This window comes from Acidovorax sp. 62, from assembly GCF_002754495.1.
Lineage (GTDB): Bacteria > Pseudomonadota > Gammaproteobacteria > Burkholderiales > Burkholderiaceae_C > Acidovorax.
Genome location: NZ_PEFJ01000001.1, coordinates 2,272,477 through 2,289,318, shown reverse-complemented (window position 1 = coordinate 2,289,318; position 16,842 = coordinate 2,272,477). Strand labels below are relative to the sequence as shown.

Sequence of the window (16,842 nt, the reverse complement as noted above, 5' to 3'; positions counted from 1 at the left end):
AGTTGTTTTGACCGCCGCGTACCCTTTGTTTGCCACCCTGGCTGCCTATTTGCTGGGCTCATTGTCTTTTGCCGTGATCGTGACCCGCGTGATGGGGTTGAGCGACCCGCGCACCTACGGCAGCAAAAACCCGGGCGCCACCAATGTGCTGCGCTCTGGCAGCAAGGTGGCCGCCATCGTGACCCTGCTGCTTGATGCTGTGAAGGGCTGGGTGCCCGTGGTGCTGGTGCGCTGGTTTGGCAAACCCTATGGGCTGGAAGACGGCACGATCGCGCTGGTGGGCCTGGCCGCGTTTCTCGGCCATCTGTGGCCGGTGTTTTTCCGCTTTCAGGGTGGCAAGGGGGTGGCTACGGCGCTGGGGGTGTTGGTGGGCATCAGTGGCTGGCTGGGCTTGGCTACGGCGCTGACTTGGCTGCTGGTGGCGGTGGCCTTCCGCTATTCGTCCTTGGCCTCGTTGGTGGCGGCCATCCTGGCCCCCGTGCTGTACCTGTTGCTGGATGGCGTGGTCTGGTATGCAGAGCAAAGCATTACTGTGGCTATTGCTGCCATGGCTTTGCTGTTGGTGTGGCGGCACCGTGAGAACGTCTTGCGCCTGCTGGCTGGTAAAGAGTCGAAACTGGGCAAATCCAAGAAATAAGCTTTACCCACCCCGTCTTGGGTGGGCACGCATGCCCGGGGCTCACTGCAATCCGAGTGTGGCGGGTGTGGTGACCAGGTGGTGGATACCGGTGTGGTGCTGGGCTGCATAGAGGCCCAGCCGCACCATGGTCTGGTGGTGCAGGTCGACGGTCACGGCGGAGCGCGCCAGCGCCGACTGAATGCGGGGCTTGCCCAGTGCGGTGGAGTGCAAGATGGGCTGGGGTTTGTGGTGGCCTGCACGGTCTAGCAGGCTGGCGACCAGCGGGTGGTTGGCCTTGTCGCTGCGGCGCAGAACAATGGCCGTGTCGCCGTTGTCGAGCCGGACAAAAGTGCCTGGTGGGCACAGGCCGATGGCACGTACCAAGACGTAACTCACTTCATCGTGCTGTTCAACCTCCTGGCCCACAATGGCCCGGACGGAGTCGGTGGCACTGCGGCCAGCGCGTGATTTGCGGGGGCTGATCATGGCCGCGTAGCGGTCAATCGTCCCAAGGATGCGGGTCAGGCGGTCTTGCGGCGCCTGGGTGGCCAGTGGCACCCGATCGGCAATCGGCGCATGGTGCTGCCCCACCACATCCAGCCACAAGGGATCGTTGATGAAGACGCGCTCCAGCAGGGCCTGGCTGTCCAGCGGGTGGCTCTGGATGGCTTCTTTTTGCGGTGGCGTCGGCTTTTCACGTTGCTCGGCCAGCTCGTCCTGCAAGACTGTCATGCCGATGTTCATGGTGAGCGCTGCGCGCACGAGGCTGTCGCGCTCGTTGGCAGGCAGCTTCAGCTCGCGGGCCATGATGTCGCACAGCGTGGCGCACACCAGCGCGTGCGATGCGCTGTAGCCTGCGGTGGAGGTGGCCGCCAGTTGAAACATGAGGTACAGCGCTGCGTCGTTGTCGTGCGCCACCAAGTCCTGCAGCCACAAATCCAGCTGCCGGATCTTTGCTGAAAAGTCCTGCACCAGCAGGGGTTTGGACAGCAGTAGCGAGAGCGCTGACTCCAGGTCGGACCAGAGGCTGAGCAGGTCTTCGTATTCACCGTCGTGGTGTGGTTTGCCTGAGGGCAGGGGAGCCGACATGGTGATGAGGCTCAGTTGCGCTTTTCCAGCACCATTTGATCGTTGGTGCGGGTCATCTGAAATTGGCCCAGGAAGCTGTTGCCCAACAACACATAAGGCATGGGTTGGGGGGTGACCACGGCGTCAATGCCAAACACTTCTACATCGCCAATGCGCACCGAATCGAGCCGGATACGCCAGCCCTGCGCGACCCCATTGGCGGTGCTCAAGCGCATGGGCTGGCCTTGCAGGTATTTCAATCCCATGCGGTCAGCGTCTGTCTTGCCAATGGCAACCGACGATGCCCCCGTGTCCACCACATACTGCATGTGCTGGCCGTTGATCTGGCCAGTGTTGATGAAATGGCCCCGGCTGTCTGCGGCCAGCACAACACGCTTGCCGGCGGAGGCACTGCCCACGCTCACCGGTGCCTCGCCCAGGCGCAGTGAGCGCCGAGTGCCATCGATCTCCACCACGGCCTCTTCTTTGCCAACGGACAGCACTTTGACGCCTTGGTGGCTCTCACCCGTGCCTACACCGCGTGGCGCGCCACCATTGACCACCAGCAAGGCCTTGCCACCCAAAATGCCTGCCAGGGCGACCGCCGATTGGGCAGACGCCAGCGTGGGGCTCAGAAGAGCGAGCGCCAGGGAGAAGGCCAGTGCCGGTGTGTATTTCATCTGCGGTGTCAGTCGCGGAAATTGTCGAAAGACAGCGGGACGTCTGTGACGTCTTTGCGAATGAGTGCCATGGCTGCTTGCAGGTCATCGCGCTTGGCGCCTGAGACACGGACTTTGTCTTCCTGAATGGCGCCTTGCACCTTGAGCTTGCTGTCCTTGAGCAGTTTCTGGATCTTCTTGGCCAGTTCGCTCTCGATGCCGTTGCGCACCTTGATGACTTGCTTGACCTTGTCTCCGCCCATTTTTTGCACGTCGCCCTTGTCGAGGAAACGGACATCCACGCTGCGTTTGGTCAGCTTGTTGCGAAGAACGTCTTCGATCTGCGTGAGCTGAAATTCAGCGTCGCCAATCATGGTGATCTCTTTGTCCTTGATCTCAATGCTGGCGGAGGTCCCTTTGAAGTCAAAGCGTGTGGAGATCTCCTTGACGGTGTTTTCCACCGCATTTTTGACTTCTACGAGGTTGGCTTCACAAACGGTATCAAAGGAGGGCATAGCGGCTTTCACTGGCTTGGCAAAACAAAAGGGGCAGTCGCGCACGGTTGCCCCGGTGCGACAATCCTGGCAATGGTAGTCGAGAAAAACGTCCCTTTACAGCCCTGGAACACCTTCGGTATTGCCGCTCGCGCGTTGTCGCTGGTGCGCATCCAGAGCGCGGCTGATTTGTTGCAAGTGCGCGCAGCGCCTGAGCTGTGTGATGCCCCCTTCTTTGTCCTTGGAGGCGGTAGCAACATCGTGCTGACGGGAGACGTCAAGCCGGTGGTGCTCAAGATGGACATCAAGGGTTTTCGTCTGGTGCAAGAGACCCCAAAGGCCTGGATTGTCGAAGCGGGGGCGGGTGAGCTGTGGCACGACTGTGTGGCGTGGACGCTGCGCAATGGTTATCCAGGCCTTGAGAATATGGCGCTGATCCCAGGCACGGTAGGGGCCGCGCCGGTACAAAACATTGGTGCGTATGGCGTGGAGCTGCAAGACCGCTTTGAGTCGCTGGACGCAGTGGATATGCGCACGGGTCAGTCCTTCACCTTGACGGCCGAGCAATGTGCGTTTGGATACCGTGATTCTGTGTTCAAGCACGGTGCTTCCACCCCTGCTGCACAGGGTGCAGATTTGCGCAATATGGGGCTGGCTGGGCGTGCGGTGATCACCCACGTGCGTTTTCGTTTGCCTCGCCCCTGGCAGCCCGTGTTGGGCTATCTGGACCTGGAGCGCCGCAGGGAGCAAGCGGGCGTGGACAGCCCCGATGCGTGGCAGATTTTTGAATGGATCTGCGAGATTCGCCGGGCCAAGTTGCCTGACCCCGCCGTAGTGGGCAATGCCGGTAGCTTCTTTAAGAACCCGACGGTGACACCAGAGCAATGCACCGACATCATCGCCAGAGAGCCCAAAATCGTGCACTACCCCATGCCAGACGGCAGCGTGAAATTGGCCGCTGGCTGGTTGATTGATGCCTGTGGCTGGCGTGGCAAATCGATTGGCAAAGCCGGTGTCTATGAGAAGCAGGCGCTGGTGCTGGTGAACCGCGGTACGGAGCAAGACAGCGTCACCGGTGGCGAAGTGATGACGCTGGCCAAGGCCATACAGACCAGCGTGTACGAGCGGTTTGGCATTCGACTGGAGCCTGAGCCTGTTGTGGTTTGACCCAGACGCTTTCGCGTGTAGCCCGGCGTCAGGCGGGGGCTGGGGCTGGGGCTGGGGCTGAGGTTATTTCGGTGACGGCTGATGGGTTGCGGTGGCGGTCGAGCACATTCTCTACATCGGTCAGCCCCATGCGCAGGCAAAGCGCATGGGTCATCTCCCAGGCCGCGAGCAACTGCGTGTGTGCCTCTCGAAGGCTTCTGCCGTTTTCCTCGTGTTTTTCCAATTCAAAGGCCAAGTCCGCCAGCTTCTGGAACCCCAGGTTGGCAGAGGCACCTTTGAACCCATGGGCGGCAGCGCGCAAGCTCTCCGGTTTTCCCTCTTGCAAGGCTTGCAACAACGCGTCGAGACTGCCTGATTCATCGCTGAAATAGCCTTGCAGCAGAGATCGGTAACCTTGAACGTTCACGCCGATGCAGACCTCTCCCACCATGGGCATGTTGATATGTGCCGTGACATCCCCGGAGCGAAAGCGTCGGCGTGGGGCTCGTTGGGCGGCGGGTTTTGGTGCCTCGGGCTCTGCGGATGCTGTGGGGGCGCAGGGCGCTTCCTGAAGGTCCGCTACAGAGGATGTGGCAGGGGCGCTTTTCTCGTTGGCAGAGAACATGTCTGCAAGCAGGGACTGGATCGTGTCCACGCTCACGGGCTTGCTGATGAACGCATTCATCCCCACATCGTTGGCCCGCTGGCGGGTTTCTGCAAACACGTCTGCGGTCAAGGCGACGATGGGTACCTTGGTAAATTGGGGCCACTGGCGAATTTGCTGAGTGGCCTGGAATCCATCCATGATCGGCATGTGCAAGTCCATCAGTACCAAGTCTGGTGGCTTTTTCTGAATCTCAAGACAGGCCTGTTCTCCGTTTTCTGCAAATCTTGGGTGGTGCCCCATGCTGATGAGCAGCGCTCCCATGTACTTTCTGTTGACCATCTGGTCATCGGCCACCAGGACGTCCAGCCCCGTCAGCTCTGGTTGGAACGGTGCTGGCATTTCGCTGGGCTGAGTGGCTGCATTGGGTGGGGCAGCCTCCAGCAAGGGGAGTGTGACGGTGAATGTGCTGCCATGGCCCTCCGCGCTCTGGACTGTGATGTCGCCCCCCATGCGCCGAGCCAGGTTGCGAGAAATTTCCAGCCCCAGGCCTGTTCCCCCGAAACGCCGGGATGTGCTTGCATCTCCTTGGGTGAACCGCTCGAATAAGCGGGACAAGGTCGCTGCATCCATACCGATGCCTTGGTCCGCTACTTCCAGCTGCAACAGGTAAATACCTTCGTTGCCCGTTGTGGCTTGAGGAGCGCGTCCTATTTTCACCGTCACTGCGCCGCTGTCACTGAACTTGATGGCGTTGGTCACCAGGTTGAGAACAATCTGCTTGAGGCGGGTGCCGTCGGCTTCCACCCATGCGGGAAGGTCTGCCGCTGTGTGGATGGCAAAGCCCAGCCCTTTTTGGCTTGCCAGTGGGCGCATGAGTTGATCAATGCTGTCTACCAAGGGCTGCAGTGGGATGGCGATGGGGTGGATGCCCATCTTGCCGGACTCCATGGCAGAGACGTCGAGAATGTCATTCAACAGGGACAGCAGGTGATCTGCTGAGTTGCGGGCCGTGTAGACATATTCTCGCTGGCTGCCGTCCAGGCGGGTGCGTTCCAGCAGCGTCAACATGCCCAAAACGCCATTGAAGGGGGTGCGCAATTCATGGCTCATGTTGGCCAAAAACTGGCTTTTTCCTCGGTTGGCTTCTTCTGCCGCATTGTTCGCAGCCCGAAGGTTATCTGTCAGCGTCTGCAGGGCAATGCGTTCTTGCTCTTGCCTGGTTTGGCGCCACGCCAAGGCACCTGCGGCGAGTAGCAGAAGGACCAACTGGGCAAAGATCAGAGCCATGATTTGCTGACCTTGGGTGAGCATGGTGGACTCTTGCTCTTCCAGTAGCCCTGCGATATGGCTCGTGGCCGCCATCGTCAATTCCTGCACATCCGGCCCCAGTTCATTGAGCTCGGCAAGCAGTGGGCGCAGCTCGTGCGGTTGAGGGCTATGACCGTTCTGTAGCAGACGATCCACTTGCGTCACCAAAGCCTCAAGCCGGGGCATGACTTTGGTGTACTCCTCCCTCTCTTGCAAGGCCGTGGTACTTGGTGTGTCGTGCATCAGCTGAAAGCGACTGGCAAAAATATCGCTGCGCAGCCGCAACTCATCCAGGGCCAGAGGTGGTTTGCTCCGTGAAGCCAGCTCCATCGACTGCCGAAGGCGCAAAAACTCGCGTTCCAATTGGAACGTGAGTGCAGTGATCGAGTCGCTACGCAAATCCCCACTTTTGCGAATGGCTTGCTGTTGCGTGAGCTGCAGCACAAGCAAAACAGCCATGGCTGCTGCCATCAATATGGTGCCCAGCGCAAGCCACAACAGGTAACGCTGGTTGGTGCGGCGAGCTGGCATCGATGGGATCAGTCGACTTTGATGGATTTCAGCTGCCAGGCAGAGCGGCCGTAGTATTTGGATGACTTCAGCTCTGGCTTGGAGTCAAACGGGTAGATGATGAACAGCGGCCCCTTGGTACGAACAGAGATGGGCATGTCGTCGATGCGGTGGGCGATGATGACATCGAACAACGCCGCATCTTCAGCGGGGATGGTCGTTTTGTAGTCGTTCAAGGCCAAGGCTGTCAGCGTTTTTCCGCTGGACTTTACGGCTCCCAGTACATCGCGGAGGAGGGGGCCTGTGAACTTGGTGGGGTTTTTGTCCCAAGGCGTCTTGGTCACAAAGGTCTGCTGGGGCAGTTTTTGCAGCATGTCCAGGTCAAATACCGCTGTGTTCTCCCGGTTGGCATCGTCAATTTTTCCTGAAATGGTCAGAATGACTTCGCCGGAGGGGGGCTGTAGTGCCCAGACAGGCATCGCAATGAATGACGCCGCTGCAATTTTTATGAGCCATCTAGACAGCAAAGAAATGGACTGCATGGCTGACCTCCAATGAGTGGAATGAAATGTGATCAATATTTTATGGCAAAAATGATTTAAATGATTATTTTGGGCAAAAAAACGCCCTCAAAATGAGGGCCGTTTTTTTAGGTGCAATCACCGCGTTATTTTTGTCCTGAAGTCAGGGTCAGCAGATCGTTTTGCGAACCTGGCAGCAGCAGCCCTGCTCGAGAGTAAACGCCCAGCTTGTCGCGGGTGTCCGAAATGTCCAGATTGCGCATAGTCAACTGACCGATGCGGTCGAGTGGGGAGAACGGCGCATCTTCCACCTTTTCCATCGACAAACGTTCTGGAGCGTAGGTGAGGTTTGGGCTTTCGGTGTTGAGCAGCGAATAGTCGTTGCCACGGCGCAGTTCCAGCGTCACCGTGCCGGTGACGGCGCGAGCCACCCAGCGCTGGGCTGTCTCACGCAGCATGATGGCCTGTGGGTCAAACCAGCGGCCTTGGTACAGCAGTCGGCCTAGCTTGAGGCCGTTCATGCGGTATTGCTCAATGGTGTCTTCGTTGTGAATGCCTGTGACCAGGCGCTCATAGGCAATGTGCAACAGTGCCAGGCCCGGGGCTTCGTAGATACCGCGGCTCTTGGCTTCAATGATGCGGTTTTCGATCTGGTCACTCATGCCCAGACCATGCCGCCCGCCGATGCGGTTGGCTTCCAAAATCAGATCAACAGGGTCGCTGAATTCCACGCCGTTGAGAGCAACGGGCTGGCCTTCTTCAAAGCGCACCGAAACCTCTTCGCGCTTGACTTCGACTTCGTCTTTCCAGAAAGCAACCCCCATGATCGGGTTGACGATGCGGATGCCGCTGTTCAGGAACTCCAGATCCTTGGCTTCATGCGTGGCACCCAGCATATTGCTGTCGGTGCTGTAAGCCTTTTCCGCGCTCATCTTGTAGCCAAAGCCAGCCTTGGTCATGAACGCGGACATTTCAGCACGACCGCCCAGTTCGTCGATGAACAGTTGGTCCAGCCAGGGCTTGTAGATTCGCAGAGACGGGTTGGTCAGCAGACCATAGCGATAGAAGCGCTCAATGTCATTGCCCTTGAAGGTGGAGCCATCTCCCCAGATGTTGACATCGTCTTCCTTCATGGCTGCCACCAGCATGGTGCCGGTGACGGCACGGCCCAGGGGGGTGGTGTTGAAGTAAGTCAGACCGCCTGTGGAGATGTGGAAAGCGCCAGCCTGGAGGGCTGCAATCCCTTCATGGGCCAATTGCAAGCGGCAATCGACCAAGCGGGCCTTTTCGGCGCCATATTCCATGGCTTTACGAGGAATAGCGTCGTAGTCCGGCTCATCGGGCTGTCCGAGGTTTGCGGTGTAGGCGTAAGGGACGGCGCCCTTGAGCTTCATCCAGTGCAGGGCCGCACTGGTATCGAGGCCGCCTGAAAAGGCGATGCCGACTTTTTGCCCTGTCGGCAGATTTTGAAGAATGGTGGCCATGTGCTGGGGGGGTTGCGGTTGCAGGAATTAGCCGAAGTGGCAGATGTAGTGGTACGACTCGGTGACGCGGATGTCAAACTTCGAGTTGCCAGGGATGCTGAATTTCTCGCCTGGATTGGATGGAATCCAAGTGTCCGTCCCGTCCAGCTTGTATTCGCAGGAGCCAGCGACGCATTCCATGATTTCTGGTGCGCCGGTATTGAACGTCAACGTGGCTGGCAGCACCACGCCCACCGATTTTTTGGTGCCATCTGCCAGGGTGATGCCGTGGCTCACGCACTTACCGTCAAAGTACACATTGGCCTGGGTGTTGACGGTCACACCGTCGATAGTTTGGGTGGTCATGGTCGTGTGTGCAAAAAGAATTCAACTTTTGATTTTAGGCCAGAGGGCCTATGGAGCGATTCGTTTCAGGTGCCACCCAACTCAAACTCTCGTGAGGCCATGAAAAAAGAGCCCCTCAGGGCTCTTTGGTTTGTCCCAAATCGGAGTTATCTCCAATAAGGGTTGCCATGATGCGGCGGGTAGTAAGGGCGGCGGCCATCGATGTAGCCATACTCGATAACCGTGACGGGCGGCGTTACGTAGGCTGCTGGTGCGGGGTAGGTGGAAGTGACGACACCAGGCTGCACATAGGTGTTGCCTGATCCATATTGGCTGTAACCGCTGGGCTGTGTGGAATAGCTTTGACCGTTTTGCGGTTGCACGCTCAAGGGAATCCAGGCGCCGGGGTCATTTTGCGTACGGGTGGTGTACTGGCGGCCTGCGTACTCGTAGAGCACGTTGTAGCCCACAGTGCGGTTCTCGTAGTAGGTTTCAGTGGTGCAGCGCTGCACATTTTGGTATTGGGGTTGGCCGCTTCCCTCAATCTGGTTGCCAAGCACTGCGCCGCCAATCACGCCCAATGCGGTGGCTGCCGTTCTGCCATGGCCCTTGCCGATGGCATTGCCTGCAGCCCCGCCTGCGATAGCGCCCATAACGGCACCCGCGCCCGTATTGCGTGAGCCGCTGTATACGGTCTCGTTGCCGCACACCTGTTGTGGTATGCCGACTTGCTGAACGATGGGGGTGGAAGAGAGGACGCGTCCCTGCTCTTGTGCGAACGCAGGGAGTGCGCAGATTACAAGTGCTGTAACGATGGCGGTTTTTTTCATGGGAAGCTCCTGTCTGTGAGCACATACAACGCACGATGCGCTCAAAAAGTTTAGTGCCGCCCCGTCGTTTTGAGGGCTAGAAATGTGAAGTTAGGTAAAAACCATGTGATTTTTCACATTTCACTGCGCAATAGCCACCAGCCACGGCGCTTGCAAATGGCCGGGCCCCACTTCACTTGGCGCCGGGTTGAATGTGTTTCATCCAAGTCTCTGGCGAAAAACCGACTGTAAGTTGCGCCTCGGTTTCGCTACCCCATTCGACGATTGGGCGTTTGATCAGGCTTGTGTTTGCTTGCATCAGGGCCAGTGCATGCTCCAGTTGGCCAGCACTTTCCTGTTGGGTAGGAGTGAGTCCGCGCCAAGTGGTTCCCTTGCGGTTGAGTACCTTGTCCAGGCCAGCAGCGCTGCACCAAGTGGCAAGTCGCTCTGCGGATACTCCCTCTTTTTTGAAGTCGTGGAATTGGTGCTCAAGGCCATGGGTGGTCAGCCAAGCCCTGGCTTTTTTGACTGTGTCGCAGTTTGGAATGCCGTACAGGGTGATTTGAGGTTGTTTCATGGGCAAATCATGCCCCATGCACAGGCTGGGCGACAATTGGCTGCGTATGCACACCATTCCCCAAACACTGGAAGGCTGGCTCCGTCATTGCGAGCAGCTGCACCCCGTCGGTATCGATATGGGCCTGGAGCGCGTCCGTGAGGTTGCGCACCGGATGTCGTTGAAATTTGAGTGTCCTGTCATTACCGTGGCGGGCACCAATGGCAAGGGTTCCACCTGCGCCATGCTGGAGGCGGTTGCACTCCAGGCAGGCTACCGCACGGGGGTTTACACCTCACCCCACTTGGTTCATTTCCAGGAGCGGTGTCGTGTCCACGGGGAAATCGTGGGCGCCAACGATTTGCTGGTCCATTTTGAAGCGGTAGAAGCCGCTCGCACGATGGGCGGAAGTGAGATATCTCTCACCTACTTTGAATTCACGACCTTGGCGATTTTGCGGTTGATGAGCCAAGCCTTGCTGGATGTTGCCATTCTGGAGGTAGGTCTGGGCGGGCGTCTGGATGCGACCAACATCATTGATGCCGACTGCGCCATCATCACCAGCATCGATATTGATCACATCGAGTACCTGGGGCCGGACAGGGAAACGATTGGTCGTGAAAAAGCCGGAATCATGCGCACCGGTCGCCCTGCCATCGTGAGTGACCCGATGGCTCCCCAGAGTGTTGTCGATCATGCGAGGGAGATTGGGGCTGATCTTTGGCGCGTCGGCCATGATTTCAACGTAGCCGGCGACAAGCAGCAATGGAGTTGGGCGGGAAGAGGGCGTCGGTACGCTGGGTTGGCCTATCCTGCCTTGAGAGGCGCCAATCAATTGGTCAATGCAGCGGGGGTGTTGGCCGCCTATGAGGCTCTCAGGGATCGGCTCCCGGTGACTGCGCAAGCGGTACGCAATGGGATGGCGATGGTTGATTTGCCGGGGCGTTTTCAAATTGTTCCTGGTCAGCCCACGTTGGTGTTGGATGTTGCTCACAATCCGCACTCTGTGGCGGCGCTCACGGCCAATTTGGATGCAATGGGTTACTTTCCTGTGACCCACGCAGTGTTTGGTGCCATGGCTGACAAAGACCTGGGTCCGATGCTGGCCAAAATTGGGCCATTGGTGGATCGCTGGTATTTCACAGGTCTTCCAACGCCCCGGGCATTGACGGGGGCGGAGCTGTTGCAAAAATGGAATGCCGTGCAGATGGTCGCGGGTGGTCGCAAGGATGTGTCATCTAGCGCGTTCGCGGATCCGCTGCATGCCCTGCAGGCCGCTGTCGATGCGGCAGACCCGGCTGATAGAATTGTGGTCTTTGGCTCGTTCTACACAGTGGGCGGGGTTCTTGTGAACGGAACTCCTCGCCTGAACGCCAAACATCTGGGCGCATAAGGTCCACACGAGTCTTTTTCCCCATGGCATTTTTCAAGTTTCGGTGGCCCGGTCAAAGTGATCCAGCCGACAAACCGACCAAACGCAGCCGTTCTCCCCAGGCCGAGAGCATCGAAGTGATGCGGCGCCGCGCCCGGCATCGCTTGATGGGGGCGGCCGTGCTGGTGTTACTCGGGGTTGTGGGTTTCCCCTTGTTGTTTGACACGCAGCCAAGGCCCATCCCTGTAGACGTTCCCATAGAAATTCCTGATCGCGGCAAAGTGGCGCCTTTGGTGGTGCCGGTGCGGCAAAGCGATGCCGATCAGGCGAAGCCCAGCAATGTTGCGGCGTCTGGTGGTGCCCAAAGCCGAGCAGGTGCGGAGCGGGTGGCCGCGAGTGCCACACTGGGCGATGGCGAGGAAATTGTTGTTTCCAGCCACAGCAGCCGTAGTGCACCCAAGGCTAGCTCTGCCGCCTCTCCTGCGCCGAAGCCTGAAGCGAAGAGCGCGGGTGCTACGGCGGTCAAACCAGCCAAGACAGAAGATGGGGCGCGAAGCAAGTCTGCAGCAGAGGTGCGGCCGCCTGCAGCGCCCGATCGCACGGATGATGAGCGTTTCATTGTGCAGGTCGGCGCTTTTGCCGATGCCGATAAGGCGAAAGAGGTGCGCCTCAAGCTGGAGCGTGCGGGGCTCAAAACATACACCCAGGTCGTCGATGCCAAAGATGGAAAAAGAACCCGTGTCCGTGTAGGCCCATACGCCAGCCGTGCGGAGGCGGAAAAGGCTGCTGCGCGCATCAAGGGACTGGATTTGTCGGCCTCCGTGCTGACGTTGTAAGTCTGTTCGGTCGCTGATTGCTTCATGCATGCTCTGGATTGGATTTTTGTCGGCATATTGACGGCCTCGTTGCTGATCGGCGCGTGGCGTGGTCTGGTGTTTGAGTTGCTCTCCTTGGCAGGGTGGGTGGCAGCGTTTTTTGTGGCGCAGTGGTTTGCCGCGGATGTGGGGCGCATGCTGCCTATTGCAGATGCCGATAGCGCCCTGAGCTATGCCAGTGGGTTTGCCGTTGTGTTCATTGCTGCGGTGTTTGCTTGTGGATTTATTGCGTGGCTCGCCAAGAAGCTGGTGGAGGCGATTGGACTGCGCCCAGCAGACAGGGTTTTAGGGGCTGGATTCGGCTTGGCACGCGGCGGTGTGCTGCTGCTGGCCGTTGCTGTGTTGGTGGGCTTGACGCCTTTGCGTGATGAACCTTGGTGGGCTGCTTCTTTGTCGGCACCTGTGTTGAGTGAGGCGCTCGGTGTTTTAAAGCCTGTGCTGCCGCAGAAATTTGGAAGCCTGCTTCCTTTGTCGGAATGAGCGAGTGCGTGCCTGCAACTCGCCCATGAAAATTGCTTTGTGCAGAACCCTCTGCAATCGGATGGAATAAAACTATGTGTGGAATCGTTGGTGTTGTCAGTACTGCGCCGGTCAATCAACTGATCTATGACGCTTTGTTGCTTTTGCAGCACCGTGGGCAAGATGCTGCTGGCATCGTGACCCAGCAAGGCCGCAAATTTTTTATGCACAAAGCCAAGGGCATGGTGCGCGACGTATTCCGCACTCGCAACATGCGCGCCTTGCCTGGCAATGTGGGTTTGGGTCAGGTGCGCTATCCCACAGCGGGCAATGCCTACAGTGAAGAAGAGGCACAGCCCTTTTACGTCAATGCACCTTTCGGCATTGTGTTGGTGCACAACGGCAATCTGACCAATGCGCAGACCTTGCGCACAGAGCTGTTTCAGACGGACCATCGGCACACCAACACCGAGAGCGACTCCGAGGTTCTGCTCAATGTTTTTGCCCATGAGCTGGAGCGCGCAACCCGAGGTGTGCCACTGCAACCCGAGGATGTTTTTACCGCGGTACGCGCTGTGCACCAGCGTATCAAGGGCTCGTATGCTGTGATCGCGTTGATTGCGGGTCACGGATTGTTGGCATTCCGCGATCCCCATGGCATTCGCCCCCTGGCGATGGGCCGAAGCCAGGACGGAACGGTGATGGTGGGCAGCGAGTCTGTGGCGCTGGAGGGCACCTCGCAGGTGTTCGAACGCAACATTGAACCTGGCGAGGCGGTTTTCATCACCCTGGACGGTACGGTGCACTCGCGTCAGTGCGCTCAGGCACCACAGTTGAATCCTTGTATTTTTGAGTTTGTCTATTTGGCCCGGCCTGACTCGGTGCTGGATGGAATTTCCGTCTACCAAGCGCGCCTGAATTTGGGTGAGGCTCTTGCCAAGCGGGTGGTCTCCACCGTGCCGCCCAATGAGATTGACGTGATCATTCCCATTCCTGAGTCGAGCCGCCCCAGCGCCACACAACTGGCCCATTTGCTGGGCATTCCGTACCGCGAAGGTTTTGTGAAAAATCGCTATGTGGGACGTACCTTCATCATGCCGGGGCAAGGTATTCGCAAAAAGTCAGTGCGCCAAAAACTCAACGTGATCGGTAGCGAGTTCAAGGGCCGCAACGTGCTGTTGGTAGATGACTCCATCGTTCGTGGTACCACCTCGCGCGAAATCGTTCAAATGGCGCGCGATGCCGGCGCCCGCAAGGTGTATCTGGCCAGTGCAGCCCCCCCGGTGCGTTATCCCAACGTGTACGGCATCGATATGCCCACCAGCAAGGAGTTGGTGGCCCACGGTCGCACGGTCGAAGAGATTCGCCAGGCCATCGGCTGTGATGCGCTGATTTACCAGGATGTGGAGGCTATGAAGCGGGCCGTGGGGTCGCTCAATAGCGCCATCTCTGGCTTTGATGCATCTTGCTTTGATGGCGTATACGTCACCGGCGACATCACTGCAGAAGACATTGCGCGCCTCAATGAAGGTCGCGTGGGGGCTGAGGAGGGGGAGGAGGACACCTCTCGGCTTGCTTTGCCCAACGCCCAGGAAGCCTGATCTCCCTTTGGCCGCCCTTCCTTTATTGGGTGGCCGAGCCCTTTGATTTATTGATTTACCCCTGAGCTGCGCGGCACACTTCGCGTTGGCTCACCCCTATTGCCATGACAGAAACCAACGTTGCACGCGTGCGCACCCGCTTTGCTCCTTCTCCCACTGGGTTTATCCATTTGGGAAATATTCGCTCTGCGCTGTACCCCTGGGCGTTTGCGCGCGCCACTGGTGGGGATTTCATTTTGCGCATCGAAGATACGGACGTGGAGCGCTCCAGCCAAGCGGCGGTGGACGTCATCCTGGAGGGCATGCAGTGGCTGGGTATGGAGCCCGACGAGGGGCCGTTCTATCAAATGCAGCGCATGGACCGTTACAAGGCCGTGCTGGCCCAAATGCTGGCGAAAGGGGATGTATACCCTTGCTACATGAGTGTGGCCGAGCTGGATGCACTGCGTGAGGGCCAGATGGCTGCCAAGGAAAAACCCCGTTACGACGGTACGTGGCGCCCTGAGGAAGGCAAAACACTGCCTGCGATCCCTGAAGGTGTTCTGCCTGTGCTGCGGTTTCGCAATCCCAAAGATGGCGTGGTTGCTTGGGATGACAAGGTCAAAGGTCGCATCGAGATCCGCAACGACGAACTCGACGATTTGGTGATTGCACGCCCCGATGGCACCCCCACTTACAACTTTTGCGTCGTAGTGGACGATATCGACATGGCAATTACCCACGTGATCCGAGGCGATGACCACGTGAACAACACGCCGCGCCAGATCAATATCTTCCGTGCTTTGGGGACTGAGCCGCCGGTGTATGCGCATTTGCCTACCGTGCTCAACGAGCAGGGCGAGAAGATGAGCAAGCGCAATGGCGCCAAGCCAGTGACGCAGTACCGCGACGAAGGGTATCTGCCCGAGGCCATGATCAATTACCTGGCCCGCCTGGGCTGGAGCCATGGCGACGATGAAATTTTCAGCCGTGAGCAGTTTTTGCAATGGTTCAACCTGGACCATCTGGGCCGCAGTGCAGCACAGTTTGACGATGCCAAGCTGCGCTGGGTGAACGCGCAGCACATCAAGACAACCGCAGACGAGGCGTTGGCCGTTTTGGTGGCAGAGCAGTTGGTTCAACGCGGCATTGATCGGTCGGCACTGGACGACGGTCGCTTGCCTCGCATTTGTGGTTTGTTCAAGGACCGTTGCGACACCACCGTGGCTTTGGCGGACTGGGCCTTTGTCTTTTATGGCGATGTCAAGCCGCAAGCTGCTGAAATGGAGCAGCATGTGACCCCCGCCATTTTTGCGGCCCTGGATTCCCTGGCTGCAGCCCTGGCTGCTTGTGCATGGGACAAGGCTTCCATCAGTGCTGCGTTCAAAGCCACGTTGGCAGAGCAGGGCCTCAAGATGCCTCAACTGGCCATGCCAGTGCGGGTGTTGACCGTGGGTACTGCCCATACGCCTTCTGTGGACGCCGTGCTTGAACTGGTTGGCCGCGAAAAAGTTCTCGCACGTTTGCAAAACCGCTAAATATCTGTATATAATTCAAGGCTGTGATGACGATGACTTAGATTTAAGTCAAAGCCATTAAGGGGGTATAGCTCAGCTGGGAGAGCGCTTGCATGGCATGCAAGAGGTCATCGGTTCGATCCCGTTTACCTCCACCAAATTTGTCAGTATCAGTTCGGTTAGTTCCAAGGTTTTGACCCCATCGTCTAGAGGCCTAGGACATCACCCTTTCACGGTGAGTACCGGGGTTCGAATCCCCGTGGGGTCGCCAAGTTGTAGCGCTTGGCTTGTGTCAGAGATACAAGCAAAAGCTATCTACCAGGAGTGGTAGTTCAGTTGGTTAGAATACCGGCCTGTCACGCCGGGGGTCGCGGGTTCGAGTCCCGTCCACTCCGCCAAATCCAGGGCCTGAAGTCATTCAGGCTGGGTCTTCAAGCAATTGAAGTTCCGTGGGGGTATAGCTCAGCTGGGAGAGCGCTTGCATGGCATGCAAGAGGTCATCGGTTCGATCCCGTTTACCTCCACCAAATTTGTCAGTATCAGTTCGGTTAGTTCCAAGGTTTTGACCCCATCGTCTAGAGGCCTAGGACATCACCCTTTCACGGTGAGTACCGGGGTTCGAATCCCCGTGGGGTCGCCAAGTTGTAGCGCTTGGCTTGTGTCAGAGATACAAGCAAAAGCTATCTACCAGGAGTGGTAGTTCAGTTGGTTAGAATACCGGCCTGTCACGCCGGGGGTCGCGGGTTCGAGTCCCGTCCACTCCGCCAAGCATAAACCGCTGTAGTCGAAAGGCTGCAGCGGTTTTTTTATGCCTTGATGAATGACTTAACTGACCCGCAGGCCACGAAAGCCGCGCTTGAACCGTATGGTTGTGGCCAGGTTTGTTACAAGTGGTGAGGCCTGTGCAAGAATCGTCTGCATGCCACCGCACCGC

At 58.1% G+C, this 16,842-nt stretch carries 16 protein-coding genes and 6 tRNA genes; 13 read left to right on the top strand and 9 right to left on the bottom strand.

Translation table 11 applies throughout. From position 1 onward, the window contains the following. Positions 1–7: 7 nt before the first annotated feature. Positions 8–637 carry a glycerol-3-phosphate 1-O-acyltransferase PlsY gene (gene plsY / locus CLU86_RS10275; protein ID WP_099655957.1) on the top strand — a complete coding sequence of 210 codons (630 nt, stop codon included), beginning with the start codon at positions 8–10 and terminating at the stop codon, positions 635–637. Between the two features lie 42 nt (positions 638–679). Here the strand turns inward: plsY and CLU86_RS10270 are convergent, their stop codons facing one another. From CLU86_RS10270 to CLU86_RS10260, 3 genes are read right to left on the bottom strand one after another with little or no spacing between them, the layout of a single operon-like run. Beyond that, positions 680–1,708: an HD-GYP domain-containing protein gene (locus CLU86_RS10270; RefSeq protein WP_099655956.1), complete on the bottom strand. Its 1,029-nt coding sequence runs from the start codon at positions 1,706–1,708 to the stop codon at positions 680–682. A gap of 11 nt (positions 1,709–1,719) precedes the next feature. Continuing rightward, on the bottom strand, positions 1,720–2,367 hold the full coding sequence (locus tag CLU86_RS10265) for a TIGR02281 family clan AA aspartic protease (RefSeq protein WP_099741538.1): 648 nt from the start codon (positions 2,365–2,367) through the stop codon (positions 1,720–1,722). A gap of 8 nt (positions 2,368–2,375) precedes the next feature. Continuing rightward, a complete protein-coding gene (locus tag CLU86_RS10260) occupies positions 2,376–2,861 on the bottom strand; it encodes a YajQ family cyclic di-GMP-binding protein (RefSeq protein WP_099655954.1) in 486 nt (161 codons plus the stop codon). A gap of 72 nt (positions 2,862–2,933) precedes the next feature. Here CLU86_RS10260 and murB point away from each other — a divergent pair, with 72 nt between their 5' ends. After that, entirely contained in the window at positions 2,934–4,007 is a 1,074-nt protein-coding gene (murB, locus tag CLU86_RS10255; RefSeq protein WP_099741537.1) for a UDP-N-acetylmuramate dehydrogenase, read from the top strand. 28 nt (positions 4,008–4,035) lie between these two features. Here murB and CLU86_RS10250 read toward each other — a convergent pair whose 3' ends face one another. The 6 genes from CLU86_RS10250 to CLU86_RS10225 form a co-directional block, all read right to left on the bottom strand. Then, entirely contained in the window at positions 4,036–6,345 is a 2,310-nt protein-coding gene (locus CLU86_RS10250; protein WP_158236322.1) for an ATP-binding protein, read from the bottom strand. Between the two features lie 95 nt (positions 6,346–6,440). After that, positions 6,441–6,953 (bottom strand): hypothetical protein, encoded by a 513-nt coding sequence (locus tag CLU86_RS10245; RefSeq protein WP_233194923.1) that lies wholly within the window; start codon positions 6,951–6,953, stop codon positions 6,441–6,443. Between the two features lie 125 nt (positions 6,954–7,078). Beyond that, a complete protein-coding gene (gene argG / locus CLU86_RS10240) occupies positions 7,079–8,416 on the bottom strand; it encodes an argininosuccinate synthase (protein ID WP_099741534.1) in 1,338 nt (445 codons plus the stop codon). Positions 8,417–8,443: 27 nt separating this feature from the next. Then, entirely contained in the window at positions 8,444–8,761 is a 318-nt protein-coding gene (locus CLU86_RS10235; protein WP_099655949.1) for a pyrimidine/purine nucleoside phosphorylase, read from the bottom strand. Between the two features lie 146 nt (positions 8,762–8,907). Beyond that, positions 8,908–9,570: a glycine zipper 2TM domain-containing protein gene (locus CLU86_RS10230; RefSeq protein ID WP_099655948.1), complete on the bottom strand. Its 663-nt coding sequence runs from the start codon at positions 9,568–9,570 to the stop codon at positions 8,908–8,910. Positions 9,571–9,742: 172 nt separating this feature from the next. Further along, on the bottom strand, positions 9,743–10,126 hold the full coding sequence (locus CLU86_RS10225) for an arsenate reductase (RefSeq protein ID WP_099743499.1): 384 nt from the start codon (positions 10,124–10,126) through the stop codon (positions 9,743–9,745). A gap of 46 nt (positions 10,127–10,172) precedes the next feature. On the opposite strand from CLU86_RS10225, the gene folC reads away from it, so the two are divergent. The 11 genes from folC to CLU86_RS10170 all read left to right on the top strand — a co-directional run bounded on the left by folC (position 10,173) and on the right by CLU86_RS10170 (position 16,675). Next, positions 10,173–11,498: a bifunctional tetrahydrofolate synthase/dihydrofolate synthase gene (gene folC / locus CLU86_RS10220; RefSeq protein WP_099743497.1), complete on the top strand. Its 1,326-nt coding sequence runs from the start codon at positions 10,173–10,175 to the stop codon at positions 11,496–11,498. Between the two features lie 23 nt (positions 11,499–11,521). Next, positions 11,522–12,313 carry an SPOR domain-containing protein gene (locus tag CLU86_RS10215; protein ID WP_099741533.1) on the top strand — a complete coding sequence of 264 codons (792 nt, stop codon included), beginning with the start codon at positions 11,522–11,524 and terminating at the stop codon, positions 12,311–12,313. Positions 12,314–12,337: 24 nt separating this feature from the next. Beyond that, positions 12,338–12,832 (top strand): CvpA family protein, encoded by a 495-nt coding sequence (locus tag CLU86_RS10210; RefSeq protein WP_099655945.1) that lies wholly within the window; start codon positions 12,338–12,340, stop codon positions 12,830–12,832. A 74-nt stretch (positions 12,833–12,906) separates the two neighbouring features. After that, positions 12,907–14,412, top strand: a complete 1,506-nt coding sequence (gene purF, locus CLU86_RS10205; RefSeq protein WP_099655944.1) for an amidophosphoribosyltransferase — start codon at positions 12,907–12,909, stop codon at positions 14,410–14,412. 104 nt (positions 14,413–14,516) lie between these two features. Then, positions 14,517–15,929, top strand: coding sequence for a glutamate--tRNA ligase (gltX, locus tag CLU86_RS10200; RefSeq protein ID WP_099741532.1), 1,413 nt, complete (start codon positions 14,517–14,519; stop codon positions 15,927–15,929). A 61-nt stretch (positions 15,930–15,990) separates the two neighbouring features. Next, positions 15,991–16,066 (top strand) — tRNA-Ala (locus CLU86_RS10195). Between the two features lie 37 nt (positions 16,067–16,103). Then, positions 16,104–16,179, top strand: a tRNA-Glu gene (locus CLU86_RS10190). 50 nt (positions 16,180–16,229) lie between these two features. Continuing rightward, a tRNA-Asp gene (locus CLU86_RS10185) sits at positions 16,230–16,306 on the top strand. A gap of 53 nt (positions 16,307–16,359) precedes the next feature. Next, positions 16,360–16,435: transfer RNA gene (locus CLU86_RS10180), tRNA-Ala, on the top strand. 37 nt (positions 16,436–16,472) lie between these two features. After that, positions 16,473–16,548: transfer RNA gene (locus CLU86_RS10175), tRNA-Glu, on the top strand. 50 nt (positions 16,549–16,598) lie between these two features. After that, a tRNA-Asp gene (locus CLU86_RS10170) sits at positions 16,599–16,675 on the top strand. Positions 16,676–16,842: the final 167 nt, after the last annotated feature.

Bases quoted from the DNA above. Each gene is read 5' to 3' on its own strand.
- CLU86_RS10270 (WP_099655956.1), bottom strand. From the start codon at position 1,708: ATGTCGGCTCCCCTGCCCTCAGGCAAACCACACCACGACGGTGAATAC.
- CLU86_RS10265 (WP_099741538.1), bottom strand. From the start codon at position 2,367: ATGAAATACACACCGGCACTGGCCTTCTCCCTGGCGCTCGCTCTTCTG.
- CLU86_RS10260 (WP_099655954.1), bottom strand. From the start codon at position 2,861: ATGCCCTCCTTTGATACCGTTTGTGAAGCCAACCTCGTAGAAGTCAAA.
- murB (WP_099741537.1), top strand. From the start codon at position 2,934: ATGGTAGTCGAGAAAAACGTCCCTTTACAGCCCTGGAACACCTTCGGT.
- CLU86_RS10245 (WP_233194923.1), bottom strand. From the start codon at position 6,953: ATGCAGTCCATTTCTTTGCTGTCTAGATGGCTCATAAAAATTGCAGCG.
- argG (WP_099741534.1), bottom strand. From the start codon at position 8,416: ATGGCCACCATTCTTCAAAATCTGCCGACAGGGCAAAAAGTCGGCATC.
- CLU86_RS10235 (WP_099655949.1), bottom strand. From the start codon at position 8,761: ATGACCACCCAAACTATCGACGGTGTGACCGTCAACACCCAGGCCAAT.
- CLU86_RS10230 (WP_099655948.1), bottom strand. From the start codon at position 9,570: ATGAAAAAAACCGCCATCGTTACAGCACTTGTAATCTGCGCACTCCCT.
- CLU86_RS10225 (WP_099743499.1), bottom strand. From the start codon at position 10,126: ATGAAACAACCTCAAATCACCCTGTACGGCATTCCAAACTGCGACACA.
- folC (WP_099743497.1), top strand. From the start codon at position 10,173: ATGCACACCATTCCCCAAACACTGGAAGGCTGGCTCCGTCATTGCGAG.
- CLU86_RS10215 (WP_099741533.1), top strand. From the start codon at position 11,522: ATGGCATTTTTCAAGTTTCGGTGGCCCGGTCAAAGTGATCCAGCCGAC.
- CLU86_RS10210 (WP_099655945.1), top strand. From the start codon at position 12,338: ATGCATGCTCTGGATTGGATTTTTGTCGGCATATTGACGGCCTCGTTG.
- purF (WP_099655944.1), top strand. From the start codon at position 12,907: ATGTGTGGAATCGTTGGTGTTGTCAGTACTGCGCCGGTCAATCAACTG.
- gltX (WP_099741532.1), top strand. From the start codon at position 14,517: ATGACAGAAACCAACGTTGCACGCGTGCGCACCCGCTTTGCTCCTTCT.